10 protein-coding genes are annotated in these 15,760 nt (G+C 63.5%); 6 read left to right on the forward strand and 4 right to left on the reverse strand.

All coding sequences use genetic code 11. From position 1 onward, the window contains the following. Positions 1 to 14: 14 nt before the first annotated feature. A complete protein-coding gene (locus AC1RKJ_RS06390) occupies positions 15 to 521 on the reverse strand; it encodes a YciE/YciF ferroxidase family protein (RefSeq protein ID WP_492790233.1) in 507 nt (168 codons plus the stop codon). Between the two features lie 396 nt (positions 522 to 917). Between AC1RKJ_RS06390 and AC1RKJ_RS06395 the strand changes: the two genes are divergently transcribed. Further along, positions 918 to 1,979 carry a lysylphosphatidylglycerol synthase transmembrane domain-containing protein gene (locus tag AC1RKJ_RS06395; RefSeq protein WP_492790234.1) on the forward strand — a complete coding sequence of 354 codons (1,062 nt, stop codon included), beginning with the start codon at positions 918 to 920 and terminating at the stop codon, positions 1,977 to 1,979. Between the two features lie 50 nt (positions 1,980 to 2,029). Next, positions 2,030 to 4,051, forward strand: coding sequence for an SGNH/GDSL hydrolase family protein (locus AC1RKJ_RS06400; protein WP_492790235.1), 2,022 nt, complete (start codon positions 2,030 to 2,032; stop codon positions 4,049 to 4,051). 57 nt (positions 4,052 to 4,108) lie between these two features. Here AC1RKJ_RS06400 and AC1RKJ_RS06405 read toward each other — a convergent pair whose 3' ends face one another. Next, positions 4,109 to 5,137: an NAD(P)/FAD-dependent oxidoreductase gene (locus AC1RKJ_RS06405; protein ID WP_492790236.1), complete on the reverse strand. Its 1,029-nt coding sequence runs from the start codon at positions 5,135 to 5,137 to the stop codon at positions 4,109 to 4,111. Between the two features lie 187 nt (positions 5,138 to 5,324). Between AC1RKJ_RS06405 and AC1RKJ_RS06410 the strand changes: the two genes are divergently transcribed. The 3 genes from AC1RKJ_RS06410 to AC1RKJ_RS06420 all read left to right on the forward strand — a co-directional run bounded on the left by AC1RKJ_RS06410 (position 5,325) and on the right by AC1RKJ_RS06420 (position 9,042). Beyond that, the gene (locus tag AC1RKJ_RS06410) at positions 5,325 to 5,768 is read left to right on the forward strand and encodes an acyl-CoA thioesterase (RefSeq protein WP_492790237.1); all 444 of its coding nucleotides are present in this window, start codon (positions 5,325 to 5,327) and stop codon (positions 5,766 to 5,768) included. A 135-nt stretch (positions 5,769 to 5,903) separates the two neighbouring features. After that, entirely contained in the window at positions 5,904 to 6,866 is a 963-nt protein-coding gene (locus tag AC1RKJ_RS06415; protein ID WP_492790238.1) for a helix-turn-helix transcriptional regulator, read from the forward strand. A gap of 136 nt (positions 6,867 to 7,002) precedes the next feature. Then, entirely contained in the window at positions 7,003 to 9,042 is a 2,040-nt protein-coding gene (locus AC1RKJ_RS06420) for an autotransporter domain-containing protein (protein ID WP_492790239.1), read from the forward strand. A gap of 402 nt (positions 9,043 to 9,444) precedes the next feature. Here AC1RKJ_RS06420 and AC1RKJ_RS06425 read toward each other — a convergent pair whose 3' ends face one another. Together AC1RKJ_RS06425 and AC1RKJ_RS06430 are read right to left on the reverse strand one after the other, a co-directional pair. Then, positions 9,445 to 9,765: a 2Fe-2S iron-sulfur cluster-binding protein gene (locus AC1RKJ_RS06425; protein ID WP_492790240.1), complete on the reverse strand. Its 321-nt coding sequence runs from the start codon at positions 9,763 to 9,765 to the stop codon at positions 9,445 to 9,447. A gap of 103 nt (positions 9,766 to 9,868) precedes the next feature. Further along, positions 9,869 to 10,246, reverse strand: a complete 378-nt coding sequence (locus AC1RKJ_RS06430; RefSeq protein WP_492790241.1) for an Hpt domain-containing protein — start codon at positions 10,244 to 10,246, stop codon at positions 9,869 to 9,871. Positions 10,247 to 10,646: 400 nt separating this feature from the next. On the opposite strand from AC1RKJ_RS06430, the gene AC1RKJ_RS06435 reads away from it, so the two are divergent. Beyond that, complete coding sequence (locus AC1RKJ_RS06435; RefSeq protein WP_492790242.1) at positions 10,647 to 15,608, forward strand: apolipoprotein A-IV repeat region-like domain-containing protein; 4,962 nt, start codon at positions 10,647 to 10,649, stop codon at positions 15,606 to 15,608. Positions 15,609 to 15,760 lie beyond the last annotated feature (152 nt).

Here is a 15,760-nt window from a genome sequence, read left to right on the forward strand (position 1 = left end):
CGGACAACCGCGCGCTAACTTGCGGCCTTAAGGTTGATCCCGCCTTCGGCCAATTGCGTCAGCTTCTGGTCGGTCGCCTTTTCCTCATCAAGCGTTTTTTGCAGCACGGAGGCACAATCATTGCGGCCGAGCCGCTTCGCCCACGTCACCAGCGTGCCGTAGCGCGTGATCTCGTAATGCTCCACGGCTTGCGCCGCGTTGATCAGCGCGGCATCGAGCACCTGCTTGTCCTCGACTTCGCCCATCACTTCGTCGGCTTCCTTGATGATGCCGTCGATCGCCGGACAAGTCACCGCCTTCGGCTCGACGCCGTGCATCTGAAACACCTGCTCGAGACGAGTCACGTGGCCCTTGGTCTGTTCGAGATGCCCGAGAAAGCCTTGCTTTAGCTGATTGTCATTGGCTTTTTCCGCCATTTTCGGAATCGCTTTCACCAGTTGCTTCTCGGCATAGTAGATGTCCTGAAGCTGGTGAACGAACAGATCGTCCATGGTCTTGATGTCTTTTGTGAACAGTCCCATCGCTTGATCCTTTTTTTATTGCTGAATTTCGGCAACGCGATGACCCACCGCGAAACATGCGGCCGATCGTCCGCTTCCGTGCCTGATTTGCGTGGGTGTAACGGCGAAGGCTGAACGATGTTCCTGAAAAAGAAACGAGTGGAATGGAACGCGTCTGCCCTTTGAACGATGGTTTCATACCCCATATCAGAGGGCGACACTGACGCACGCCGCCGGCGCCAATATGAAGCCTGGATGACGCCTGCCGGTGTCGATTTCCGCTTCATGGCGGACATTCGCGCTGCACAACGGCCTATTTTCCAAGCCCGGGATTTCGCGTATGACTACCGCCGCAGCCGCTTGCTCACTGTCGCCTCAATCGGCTTTTATAGGTTTCGCGCCCTGCCGGGAGGACGAATGCAACAGGTGTTGAGCACGCTAGGGCGTGTCTTCAGAGACAAAATCGGCTGGAAACGGCTGGGGATCGCGGCGAGCATTCTGATCGTCTCTATCGCGGTCATGCATCTGTTTCGCACCCTGAAGGGCGTGGATACGGCCATCGTTTTGTCGGCGCTCGCCGAAAAATCGCAGGGCCAGATCGCGATGGCCGCGCTGTGCGTGCTCTGCGCCTTCTTCACGCTGACCTTCTACGATCTGTTCGCATTGCGAACCATCGGCAAGACGCATGTACCCTACCGCATCGCCGCGCTGTCGAGCTTCACCAGCTACACCATCGGCCACAACATCGGCGCCACGGTTTTCACCGGCGGCGCGATCCGTTTCCGGATCTATTCCGACTGGGGACTATCCGCGATCGACGTCGCGAAAATCTGCTTCATCTCCGGCCTGACGTTCTGGCTCGGCAACACGTTCGTCCTCGGCATCGGAATGATCTGGCATCCCGCCGCAGCATCCTCGATCGATCTGCTGCCGGAAAGCATCAACCAGCTGATCGGCGTAGGACTGCTTGCGGGTATTGCGGCCTATCTCACATGGATCGCAACCGGCCATGGCCGCCGCCAGCTCGGCAAGGACGGCTGGAAGGTCTACCTGCCGTCCGCGCCGCTCACCGCGCTGCAGATTCTGATCGGCGTGGTTGATCTCGGTTTTTGCGCGCTGGCGATGTACCTGCTGGCGCCGTCGAATCCCGACCTCGATTTCGTCACGCTGTCGGTGGTCTTTATTCTCGCAACGCTGCTCGGATTTGCGAGCCACGCGCCGGGCAGTCTCGGCGTATTCGATGCGGCCATGCTGATCGGGCTGCCGATGCTCGGCAAGGAACAGTTGCTGGCCTCCCTGCTGGTGTTCCGCATTCTCTACTTCCTGATCCCCTTCGCCATGTCGATCACGATCATGGGCATCCGGGAATTGTGGCTCAGCGTGATTCAGCCGTGGCAGCAAGGCCGGAAACTCCGGCCTGCAACCGCCGTGGCAAAGTCGCAGCCCCAGCAGGTGAAGCCGAAGCAGGCGGCCGAGTAATCCACTCACCCCACATTTTGGCCTCATCCGTCGGCTTCAAATCAAACAGCATGATCCAGTCGCGCGCCATCCGCCTGTCGCTCAGAGCTTGCCTCTTGATCGGGGCGCTTTGCGGTGTGACGGCAAGTCCCGTCGCCGCGCAGACACCGCCGATCGCCGAGCCATCCGCGGCACCGCCATCGGTCGCGCCGCCGCCGGTCGTGCAATCAACGGCGATGCAGATTTCATGGGAAGTCCGCAACCGCTTCCGCCTCTTCCGTGAAGAGCGCGATTTCAATCTCCATGCCGCCTCGCTCCGAGGCCAAAGCATTCTTGCAGCCGAGCAGGCGCTGGCGGTCCAGAGTGACGGGCGCGGCTGGGCGCGCAATGCGGTCGGACGGCTCTGCATCGATGCGGCAGGTCGCGTCAGCGAGCCCTGCACGCGGGACAACGTCAAGGAAAGCTATCTCACCCCGGTCGATCATCCCGTCGTCGTGCGTCTGACCGGCGAAGTGCCGGTGGGCGCGACATGCGCGTGGACCTTCGCCGACGGCGACCCGCCACGCCAGTCGACGCTCGACTGCGCCGAGCCGATCAATCTGCGGGTGCGCTATGGCCGCGCGACGCCGGTCACCGTCGATGTCTCGAGCGGCTCCGATCCGGTTCAGCGCGTCACCACCGAAATCGCGGTGCGCGACATTTTCATCGCAGGGCTCGGCGACTCGATCGCATCGGGCGAAGGCAATCCTGACAAGGCCGTGGCGCTGTCCGACGAAGGCTTCTGCTTCCGGTCCTATCTCGGCGGTCCCGCCGGGATGTATTTCCGTCCCGGCCGCGCCGGATTCAAGGGCGCGCGCGCCTGCGACACGTCCGACGGCACCAGCCTGCAGAACTGGCAGCGCGCCGGTGCGCAGTGGTTCAATCCGGCCTGTCACCGTTCGCTCTACAGCTATCAGACCCGCATGGCGATCGCGCTGGCGGTCCAGAATCCGCAGATCGCGGTGACGTATCTGCCGCTGGCCTGCACCGGGGCGACCATCGCGGAAGGCCTGTTCGGATCGCAGCGCGCGCGCGAATGCGTGGTCGGCCGCAACAGCGTGACCTGTCAGGGCACCGTCAACGCGCAGATCTCGGAATTGCGCGAAGCGCTGACTGCGGCCACGCAACGCCAGCCGGGCCGGCAACTCGACCTCGTGCTGCTGTCGATCGGCGCCAACGATGTCGACTTCTCGGGTCTGGTCGCGGACGTCATCGTCGAACGGCAGACCGAGCGCGCGCTGTCGCGGCGCTCAGGCGTCCTCACCTCCGTCGACGAGGCGCGAGGCATTTTGCAGACCGATCTGCCGCGCGGGTTCAGCAAGCTGCGTCAGGCGTTGAAGCCGCTTGTCGGCGGCGACCTGTCGCGCGTGGTGTACGTTTCCTATGCCAACCCGTCGCTGCTGAACGGCGCGCCCTGCCCCGGCGGACGCGCGGGCTTCGACATTCATCCGGCCTTCAACGCCGATCCGCAGCGGCTCGCCGACGTGACGGAGTTCGTGCAGAGCGAGTTTCTGCCTGCGCTGAAGAAACTCGCGCTGTGCACCGGCGGCGTGTTGTGCAGCGACCGCAACCGCGACCGCATGACCTTTGTCGATCAGCATCAGGCGGCGTTCGCCAATCACGGCTTCTGCGCGCGTGCGGAAACCGATCCGCCATTCGACCGCGAATGCTTTGCCGCCAACGGCGAAAGCTTCGTCGCCGACATTACGACAGCGCCGAACAATCCCCTGGTCTGCGGTGCGGCCGCGAGCGACTTCCGTGCTTACGCGCCGCGCGCGCGCTGGATCCGCGACGCCAATGACAGCTACTTCACGGCGATGACCTATCCGCAGGCGCAAAAGGCGCCGACCAACCAGCCGGGCGACATTCACGACGCGACATGGGGCGTGCTGTCCGCGGTCTACGGCGGCGCGATCCATCCGACCGCGGAAGGCCACGCGGCGATGGCGGATGCCGCACTTCCGGCCGCGGCATCGGTGCTCGGCCTCGGCGGCCCGGAAGCGGTGGTCACAAGCGAGCCGATCGCGCCGGTGATGCAGCCCGGTCAACAATAAACCGTCATTCCGGGGCGCGCGCCTTCGCGCGAACCCGGAATAATAAATCTATACCGCTCAGTTCACGCCGAGCTTCTTCTGCAGGCTCGACGATGACGTTGTGTACTGGAACACCAGCCGCTTCTCCGGATAGACGTAGCGATGCGCCTTCTGCGCCATCAGCGCGCCTTCGTGGAAGCCCGAGAGAATGAGCTTCAGCTTGCCGGGATAGGTGTTGATGTCGCCGATGGCGAAGATGCCCGGCACGTTGGTCTCGAACGCCTCGGTATCGACCGGCACCAGATTGTTCTCGAGCTTGACGCCCCAGTTCGCCACCGGACCGAGCTTCATCGTCAGTCCGAAGAACGGCAGAATAGTATCGCACTCAACTTTCGAGATTTCGTTGTCGTTGCCCTTGACCTGAGCAGCGGACAGCTTGCCGTCCGCGCCTTCGAGTCCGGTGACCTGACCGATCTTCAGATCCATTTTTCCCGATGCAACAAGCGCGCGCATCTGGTCGACGCTGTGCGGTGCTGCGCGAAAATCGTCGCGACGATGCAGCAAGGTCACGCGCCGGGCGAGCGGTTGCAGGTTGAGAACCCAGTCGAGCGCCGAGTCGCCGCCGCCGACGATCAGCAAGTTCTTGTCGCGGAACTGCTCCATCTTGCGCACGGCATAAAACACCGAGGTGCCTTCGTAGGCCTCGATGCCCGGCACCGGCGGCCGCTTCGGCTGGAACGATCCGCCGCCCGCCGAGATCACCACGACCTTGGTCTCGAACACCTGGCCGGCGTCAGTGGTGACGCGAAACAGCGGATCGCCGATCTTCTCGATGGTCTCGACCATCTCGTTGAGATGGAAGGTCGGATTGAACGGCTTGATCTGCTCCATCAGCGCGTCGGTGAGGCCCTGCCCCGTGACCATCGGAATCGCCGGAATGTCGTAGATCGGCTTCTCCGGATAAAGCTCGGCACATTGGCCGCCCAGCTTGTCGAGAATGTCGACCAGATGCACTTTCATATCGAGCAGGCCCAGTTCGAACACAGCGAACAGGCCACAGGGGCCAGCGCCGATAATCAGGACGTCGGTTTTGGTCGTGTCGGTCATGCGCGTTCCGGCTTTGATGGGTGGGGATCAGCGAACGGGGACAGAAAAGTGCGGCTTTTGTCTAGCCAAGACAGCCGTTTGGGGGAAGCGCTATTCGGGGGTCGGGCCCGCCGTCCCCGCACCTGCCGGTCCCTTGTGAGGCAGCAACATTTCCCGCTATGCAGGCCTTGAATTGGAGACCGAACACGTGAACGCGCCGATCCGCCAAAATCCCAGCTTCAGCCTGGCCGACTATCCGTTTCGCCTGACCGACAACGTCCGCTACGGCGACCTCGATCCGAACAAGCACGTCAACAACGCCGTGTATGCGACCTATTTCGAAACCAGCCGCGTCACCCTGCTGCGCAGCGGCGACCGCGGCCTGATGCCGAAGGGCCTGAGCTGGATGCTGGTGCATCTGGCGATCGACTTCCGCGCCGAGATGCACTGGCCCGGCAGCTTCGAGCTCGGCATCGGCGTCTCGAAGCTGGGCCGGACCTCTGCGAGATTCGCTCAGGTGGTCTTTGCCGGGGATGTCTGCACGGCATCGGCCGAAGCCGTCACGGTGCTGGTCGATGCGGCCACACGCAAGCCGACGCCGCTGACGCCCGACATCATTGCGCGGTTTCAGCCGTGGATGTTGCAAGGCTAGTCGCGGTCCCCGCGCGATTGGTGTTGCCGTCGCAAAAGTCTGGCTCTAAGTCTCTTGTGGTGTCCTGCACGCCCATCGTGCGGACGTGCAAACCAGCACAAACGCGTATTGCAACCAACCCGGCAGCCCGCCGTCATGCTCAGCTTTTCCACCGACGATCTTCGTCCGCAGGACCGGTTCGACTATTGGTGCGAGGTGCGCGCCCGCAATCTGTTCGGCGTGACGATATCGCTGGAGCGGGACGACCGGCTGAATTTCCGGGGCCGCTTTTCGGCCATGAACGTCGGCGGCGCGACCCTGAGCGAGATGCACGCCTCGCCCTACATGGTATCGCGCACCGAGGCCGACATCTCCCAGGCATCGAGCGACAGCCTCTGCATCTATCAGCAGGTCGGCGGCGCGAGCCGGTTCCACACCGAAAGCGGCGGCGAGTTCATGGTGACAGCCGGCCGTCTGGCCATCAGCCACTCGGATCTGCCCTATCTGACGACGCCGACCACACCGCACGGATTTGATCTCCGCGTTCTCAAGATTCCTCTGACCGGGCGCGCCATACTGACGTCGCGGGCGCGCGGTCTTCCGCCGTCGCTTCCGCGCAACGATCCGCGTCTGGAGCGGGTCATTTCGGCCGCATTCAATGCCCTTGCCCGGGATGCCGCGACAGACCCCGGCACCGATCGCCATCACGCCATCGAGCATCTTGCCCAACTGGCATTGCTCGCGCGCGAGCGCGTATCGTCGGGCTCGCAGGAAAGCCGGAGCGCGCTCCGTTTCGGCCTCCTCCAAGCCGTCCGCGACATGTTCCGGCGCGATATGCATCGTTTCGATTTGTCGCCCGCATCGGTCGCGAACGAATTCGCGATTTCGACGCGGCAAGTGCACCTTCTGTTCGAGCCGACCGGCACCAGCTTTTCACGAACCTTGCTGGCGATGCGGCTCACGGAAGCGAGGCGCTTGCTGCAAGCAATGCCGGCACAGCCGGTTGCGGACATTGCCTATGCGTGCGGCTTCGACAGTATTGCGACATTCTACCGGGTTTTTCGCAGCACCTACGGCATGACGCCGGGCGACGTCCGGGCAGTTTCTCCGAACGCGTAAACCTCGCGATACGCGCGCCCCGGACCGAAACATTTCTGAAGAGATTCTGATTTTTGCACCCGCACGGGCGCGTTTGCGCAGAGTGAGAAGACGGCTGGTTTCCCGCCTGATAACCCTGATTTTTGGGGACAATCGGATGACCGGGACTGGACTATCGACGCGCGGGCTGCGGCGCGCGGCGCTCTTCGCGAGCGCGACGCTCGCTGCGACGCCAATGGCGCAGGCCGCCGACGGGTTTGATGTGTTGTTCCCGCCGCCGGGCTTCACGTCGCCGCTGATCGTCATCAGCGGCAACGGCAAGGTCACCGTCAGGGACAATCGCGTCGGATTCGATCCGGCGCTGCCGCTTTTGGAGACGAATGGAGCCGCGATTACACTGCCGGGCCTTGGAGATCAGGCAACACCTTCCGCGGTGAACATTGACGGCTCCGCGATTGTCGGGACAGCAGTCGCAGCGAGCCAGCATGCCGTCATGTGGACCGCGGGTGGCACCGTCATCACCGATCTCCACAGCGGAGCCGCATTTGCGCCTGGCGGGTCGCTGGATGGCTACACCCTCAGCTTCGGGCGTGGCGTGAGCAGCGATGGATCAGTTGCAGTCGGCTTTGCAATCGGAGCTGGGGTTCAGGCTTTCCGCTGGACACAGGCGACCGGTATGGTGGGACTGGGCTTCCTGGCGGGCTACGACGGCAGCAACGCATACGGCGTTTCGGGTGACGGGCAGACGGTCGTCGGAACCGTCATGTCGACGGCGGCTGCGAGCAGCCAAGCTGCGTATTGGACACAAGGCGGCGGCTGGGTCGGTCTCGGCACGTTCGCGGGTGGCACGCAAAGCACAGCCAATGCCATCAGCCGCGACGGCTCCACGATCGTTGGGTTCAGCAACGATAGCTCGGTTACCCGTAGCGTTTTCCGCTGGACCCATAGCGGGGGCATGGAGAACCTCGGCAGCATCGCGGGCGGCAACTATTCCACGCCCAATGCCGTGAATGCCGACGGTTCGGTGATCGTGGGTGAAGCCAATACCACCACGAACGGCATGAACGTCGCGATGCGCTGGACCCGTACCGGCGGCATGCAGGCACTCAGCAGCTTGCTGGGCGCCAGTGGCATCCAGACCGGCGGCATGACCTTGCGGGCCGCGACTGGCGTTTCCGACAATGGAAAAATCATCGTCGGCTACGGGTATGATGCGTCCAACACAAACCAGTATTTTATCGCCCGCTGCGAATCGGCCCTCTGCCAGGGACTGGTGACTGTGGACGACGTTATGCGATCATTTGCCGGACAGTCCGCCGTCGGCCAGACGGCAAACGCCGCAATCGGCGGTACGCTCGGCACAATGCAGGAATACGCCACACAGGCGATGCGATCGCAGGGCAGCCGCAGCACGCCCTACTCCGTCTTCAGTTATGGTGCCTATGACAGCGATCCGATTGCATCGGGCACGCTCGGCCTCACCGCCGATCTGCCGTTCGGTCTCGTCGCCGGATTTTCCGCTTCGGCAAATTATGTGAAGACCGACATGATCTACAACGGCAACGCCAAGATGTCCGGCGGCGCAGTCGGCGCGTTCGTCGCGCGCGTGCCGGATAGTGGTTTTCAATGGCTTGTCGGCGGCAGCTTGATCAACCTCAAGGGCGACATCACCCGTGGCTATCTCAACGGCATCACGCCTACAACATCGAGCGGATCGACGTCGGGCAACGGCTACGGCGCGACGGCACGCATCGGCTGGGGTTTCGCGTTGATGCCGCAGGTGACCGTGACGCCGTTCGCCTCCTACACATTCGCCGAGACGCGATTTCACGGCTATTCCGAAACCAGCGGCGTTTTCGCGGCGAACTTCGACGATTTCATCTCGACCTCGCACACGTCGCGTGTCGGCGGTGACGCGCGTTACACCTTCACGCCGAACGGTTGGGTGTGGGGCACGTTCGCGTGGGGGTATCGCCTCGACGGCGGCAAGGGCGCGAATATCACCGGAGCGCTGGTCGATGCATTTGCCTTGACCGCGCCAGGTCTCTCGTTCGCGAAGGACTGGGCCGAGGTCGGCGGCGGCGTGCGTCTGCCGGTGTGGAACAACGGCGCGATCACCGCATCGGTCACAGCGTCGCTCACGCCGAACCAGACGACGACCTATGTCTCGCGCCTCGGCATCAGCCAGGTGTTTTGAACGCATCGACAGCGCGACGCGGTCGCCGCGCGACGCCCGACATTACCGCGCGGTTTCAGCCGTGGCTGGCCACGTTCAACCGCTGGGGTACGAGAAACAGCATCATCGGCTTCTCCATCGACGCCCCTCGCCCGCGGGACCTGAAAAATTTCTGAAGGGATTCTGATTTTTTTGCATCCGGATCGGATATTTGCGCGCAACGAGAAGACGGCCTTTCATCGATCTGCCACACATACCGCGATGTCCCGGCGGCGCATGGTGTGCCCAAGAATCAAAAAACCCCGCGAACAGGCGGGGCTTTTTATCGATTTTCATAACGTAAGAATTTGTCGCGTTCGTATTTTCCCGCGCTTCTATTTCATCACGTAAAAATTTCTCAGCGGCGGCGGATCACGCAGGCGCTTAAGCTTGCCGCTCCGGCGTCGAGAGCGTGAGACCTTCGAGGTCGTCGGTCACCTTGATCTGGCACGACAGCCGGGAATTCGGCCGCACGTCGTAACCGAAATCGAGCATGTCCTCTTCCATAGGCGTCGGCGAGCCGACCTTCTCGCGCCAGGCTTCATCGACATAGACATGGCAGGTCGCGCACGCACATGCGCCGCCGCACTCCGCCTCAATGCCGGGAATGGCATTGCGAATCGCGCCTTCCATCACCGTCGCACCCGCCTCGACGTCGACGGTGCGGGTTGTTCCTGAGTGATCGGTGAAGTTGATCTTGACCATGATTGTCGTGCTGCCCGAAGTGTTCAGATGGACCAGTCCTATAACGGGTCAATCCGGGAGATACCAGCACTGCCGGGGATAAAGCGGGCCGGAAAAAAGCCTGTCAGGACCGGTTCAACATCCGGTCGATCGTGGCGCTGGCTTCATCGACGGCGCGTTTCAGCAATGCAACCGCGCCTGTGACGTCGCCGCTGTTCTTCATGGCGGCTTCAAGCGCGAAAGCGGCGTCGGCGACACGAAACGCGCCGATGGCCCGCGCGGAGCCCTTCAATGTGTGCGCCAGCGCCGCGGCGTCAGCCGGGATTGCTGCGAGGCGGTTGATGAGATCGCGGCTCTGGGCCGCGAACAGGGCGAGAACTTCGATTTCGAGGGCGGCTTCGCCGAGCGTCATGCGGCCGAGATGCTGCATATCGATGGCGGAGTCTTCTGGAATGAGCGGGGGCGACGGCATCCAGTTCAAGTGCTCCATAAAGGGGTGCATGGCATTCCAGACTGCTGACGGCGCCGGATCGATTCCGGCCGGAAAACACCCTCAAGCAATCACACCAATGGTTAACGGAATGTATGCGGTTCCCGCCGCGATTTAGCCATTTTTTTGCCGTGCCGCCGCCGCGAAGTACCGAAGTGCTTTCTAAAACCGCTGATTTCTTAAAGTGTTAACCGTGCACAAATTAACGATGATTAAAAATCTATTAACCGGTCCCATTTCATTCGACCGGCCGAGCCAATAGGATGTTTCCGGAAGTGCGGGACAACCGGCGGGAATTCGGCGACTTCAACTTCGTGTCGATCGAAAATATTGGGGCGACATCCGGGGCGCGCAGCCAGCCGTCAGCTTGGCTAATTCCGGATGCGTAAAAAAGTAAAGGCGTATGGGACACATGGCGAAAAATCCAAAGGTCAAGGACCCCACAGAAGACGCTCTTTCGGCGATCCAGGAAGCTCTGAACATCGGCGATCTGCCTGCGTCCGACAGTGGCCGGGATAATCGCAATGAACCGTCGCTGCGCGGGGCCAGCCGCGGAGACGATCTCCGGCAGCCTGCCGACGACATCGACATGACGAATTTCGGCCGCCCGCCGGCCAACGACGACCGCGAGACCATCGGCGCCATCCTGCAGACCATTCAGAAGGGCCGTCCGCGCCGCAACGCCTACACCATCGCGACACTCTTCGCCGGCCTGTGGATCGCAGGCGTCGGCTTTCTGGCATTCGCCTTCATGCCGGCCCTCGAAGCCGTCATCGGTCAGGGCAGCGCCGGTATTCTCGCACTGATCGGCCTTCTGGCCGTCATCGTCGCCCCCCTCGTCCTGTTCTATGCGCTCGCGAGCATCGCTTGGCGCAGCCAGGAAATGAGCATGATCGCGCAGTCCATGGCGCAGATGGCCGTCCGCTTCTCCGAACCCGAGCACGTCGCCAACGGCGCGATTGTGACCGTGGGTCAGGCGATCCGCCGTGAAGTCGCGGCGATGGGCGACGGCGTCGAACGCGCCATTGCCCGCGCCGGCGAACTCGAGGCGCTCGTCGCCAACGAAGTGTCGTCGCTCGAACGTGCCTATAGCGACAACGAAGTGCGCATCCGCGCCCTGCTCCAGGACATCGCCGTTCAGCGCGACAACCTCGTCGGTCAGGCCGAACAGGTCCGCAACGCCATTTCCGGCGTGCAGATCGATCTGCGTCAGGACATCGCCCTGATCAGCGACGCGATTGCATCGCGCGTCGACGAAGTCGCCAGCAGCATCACCGGCGCGCTCGAAGAGCGCAGCGAGCACATCACGCGGGCGCTCTCCAGCGCCGGCGACAACATGATCATCGCGCTCGGCGAGCGCGGCGGCGACCTGCTCGACCGCCTCGAGGAAGCGAGCACCCAGACCGCCGCCAGCGTGCTCGACGCCAGCGAGAAGCTGACCGCCAGCCTCAATTTCAAGACCGGCCACGTCCACGAGGAATTCGCGGACCTCGCCGACCGCGTCCACGACGCGCTCAACGACCGCCTCGACAAGATGACGGGCAATTTCGCCGAACGCTCGACGACCATCGTCGACGGCATCGCGGCCCGCTCCGAGGAAATCGTCTCGAGCGTGGTCGAACGCACCGAAAAGATCTTCGAGTCCATGAAGAACTCGAGCGAATCGATGCTTCTGGAACTCGACGTCCGCGGCGCGGACCTGACCGACAAGATCGACGAGGCCGGCAACCGGCTGGCGGACCGCGTTCTGTCCAGCGGCGACAAGGCCGGCGAGGCCCTCGACGTCACCATCAACACGCTGGTCTCCAAGATCGTCAGCCAGACCGAGACCGCACATGAGACGCTGAGCAACCAGATCGGCCTGTTCGACAGCATCGTCAAGGAACAGGGAACCGAGCTGGCCGAGAAGTTCGCGCGCGACAGCGGCACACTCGGCGCGCTGATCACCCGTCACATCGCGGAATTCGACCGCACCGTGAAGACCTATGGCGGCGAGATCGTCGAACGCATGGGCCAGCACACCCAGGGCCTTACGGACAATCTCAAGACCTATGTCGACAGCTTCGATGGCCGCGTGACCTCGCATGGCGACCAGTTGCACGCCAAGCTCGACCAGAGCCTCTCCGGCTTCAAGACCGCCATCGAAACGCGTGTCGAGGACCTCGACACGTCGCTTCTCGGCAAGATCAACTCGCTGGACGGCACCATCATCGCCCGCATGAAGGCGATCGAGGAATCGTTCGACGCACGCGCCGCCTCGTTCAGCGACGCGGTCAGCGGCCGGGCCGCCTCCTTCACCTCGGTGATCGACGCACGCACCGGCTCCTTCATGGAGGCCATCGATGGCCGCGCCGTATCGTTCACCGAAGTCATCGGCACGCACACCGATAACCTCAAGAACGCCATCGACAAGGGCGCCTCGACGATCGCCGAACTGGTCGCCCAACAAACCACCGCGTTCACCGAGGCCGTCGCCAATCAGACAGCCTCGTTCACCGACACCATCGACGGCCGCACCACCGCTTTCACCGATACGATCGACAGCCGCACCACGGCATTCGCCGATCTGGTCGATGCACGCACGGCGGTGGTGACCGAACGGATCAACACCGGGGCGGAAGCTTTCGCCACCGTGGTCGATGCCCGCACCGCAGCCATCGCGGACGCCTTCGACAGCCGTACCGCGACGTTCGCGGACATCGTCGATACCCGCACCGCAGCCGTCGTGCAGACCTTCGACAGCCGGGCCGCTGCCTTCGCCTCGATCGTCGAAAGCCGCACGGCCTCGATCGCCGACAGCATGGAAGCCCGCGGTGCGCAGGTGCTGAGCGCCATGACGACCGGCGTCGATGACATGGCGAATGCCGTGACCGCGCGCGTCAAGGACATCCAGAACAACCTGGAGTTCAACGTCTCCTCCCTCGCCTCCGACATCAGCGCCCGGGTCTCGCAGTTCGAGAACCTGCTCGATACCCGTGTCGAGGCCGCCGCCAACCGCGTCACCATCAGCGGCCAGCACGCCGCCGAGGCGATCGGCTCCCGCGCGGACGAAATGTCGAACGCGATCAAGTCGCGCGTCGAAGAGGCCGAGCGTATGCTCACCGGCCTGATGGCCGACACCACCGCGACGGTTCAGGGCAGCGCCCGCACCGCCCAGCAGTCGCTGCTCGCGCTCTCCGGCGAAGTCAGCTCGCAGCTCAAGACCGTGTCCAGCGAGGTCAGCGTCGAGTTGAAGGGCGTTTCCAGCGAAGTGGGATCGCAGCTTCGCGGCATCACCGGCGAAGTCGGCACCCAGCTCCGGGATATTTCCGGCGAAGTGGGCACGCAGCTCCGCGGTGTCTCCAGCGATGTCGGCACCAACCTCAAGGCGATGTCCGGCGAAGTCGAACGCAGCATCCAGATGGCCGCGCGCGAAGCCGAAAGCACGATCACCGTCGCGTCCACCAATGCAACGACGCAGGTGAAGTCGGCATCCGCCGAAATCGAACGCACCATCGCGGTATCGACCGACCGCTTCGGCTCGACCCTCACCGGCAAGGTGGAGGCGATCACCGACGGCGTTCGCGAACAGACCGAACAGTTGTCGCAGCTCGTCGACAGCCGCCGCGGTTCGCTGGTGGAAGCGCTCGGCAGCAAGGCCGCCGAAATCTCCCTCACCATCGGCAGCGCCGCGGATTCCGCGCTGAAGTCGATCGAAAATCACGGCGGCGCATTCACCGTCGCGATGATGAACAACTCCTCCGATCTGGCGCGCCAGATCAACACGGCGAGCGAAATCGCCATCGGCGCTGTCAGCAAGTCGCTCAAGGACATCGACCAGACCTCCCGCGCGGCGATCGACCAGTCGCGTCAGGTCGCGACCTCGACCATCAGCGAGTTGCAGGAAACCAGCAAGATCCTCCGCACCGACACGCTCGCCCTGTTCGAGCGGCTGCGCGAAGGCAACATCCTGCTCCAGGAAGTCCTCACCGGCGCTCACGACAACCTCAACTCGCTCGAGCGGACGCTCGTCACGCGGGTTGCGGAATTCGTCTCGACGATGAACGACGTCACCTCGCGCAACGGCGAGTCCACGGGCGCGCTCGAACAGCAGCTCGGGCTGTTCACGTCCAAGACCTCCGGCGCGCTGGAAAACCTCAACGCCCTCTCGGCGCAATTCGAGAATCACGGCCGCGCGCTGGCGGAAGCCGCCGCCATGGTGGAGAAGAGCAACGACCGCGCCAGCGACTCCATTACGGACCGCAGCGCCATGCTCGAATCGCTGGTCTCGACCATCGATCTGCGGACGCACGATCTCGACGAGCGGCTCTCGCGCTTCACGTCGCTGCTCGACGACTCCCTCGCCGCGGCCGAAACGCGGGCGCGCGACATCGCGCAGATCGTGGCGCAGACCGCCGGCTCAAGCTCGGCCGAGGTCAGCCGCCAGTTCGAAGCCGTCCGCGCGGCGGTCGAGGACGAGCGCCGCCAGACCTCCGAGGCGATGTCCGAACTGTACGACCAGGGCACACGCGAAGCTGACAGCATGTTCCGTCAGGCGGCCGACAAGTTCGCCACCATCGTGCACGGCATGAAGCAGATGGCGTCGGAGCTGCACAGCGAACTCGACGCCACCCGCGCCGAGCTGCGCCGCGGCGTCCTCGAAGTGCCACAGGAAGCGGCCGAGAGCACGGCACAGATGCGCAAGGTCATTGTCGACCAGATCGAAGCACTGGCCGAGTTGAACCGGATCGTCGCCCGCCACGGCAAGGGCCTCGATGTCGCCGCCCCCAATCGCGTCAGCTATCGCGAGGAAGAGATGGCCACAGCCGGCGGCCGCGCCGAGACCGTATCGCGCCCCGCGCCGCGTCAGCGCGACGTCGCAAGCGCTTCCAGCCTGCCGCCTCCGGATCTCGGAGCGCCTGCTGCTCCGCCGCGCCGCACCGAAGCGCCGTCGGTCAGCCCCGCAAGCGCGGACCGTGACGGATGGCTGTCCGACCTGCTGAACCGTTCCGACTCGGAGGAAGGCCCGCGCGGCCGTGGCGCTTCGCGTCAGGCCGGCAACCCGCTCGAGGCGCTGTCGCTCGACATCGCCCGGCTGCTCGACCGCGACCTCGCGGCCGAGATGTGGGATCGCTATCAGCGCGGCGAGCGCAAGGCGTTCTCCAAGCGGCTCTACACGCCGGCTGGCCAGAAAGCGTTCGACGAAGTGTCGCGGAAGTATCGCGCCGACCGCAGCTTCAAGCAGACGGTGGACCGTTACATCAACGAGTTCGAGCGGCTGCTTGACGAAGTCTCGCGCGACGAGCGTGGACCGGCAGCGCTGCGCAACCATCTCGTCTCGGAAACCGGGCTGGTCTACACCCTGCTCGCTCACGCCGCGGGACGGCTGGGATAAGCGCAGGCTTGATCCAAATCAGATACGAAAAGCGGAGGCGCGAGCCTCCGCTTTTTTGTTTGTGCGCTGGATGAAGCGGAGTGATTTCCCACCCGTCATTCCGGGATGCGCCTCTTGGCGCAGGCCCGGAATCCACGGCTGCGGTCCTCGCA

This window comes from Afipia sp. GW822-FHT04G07 (assembly GCF_058800765.1).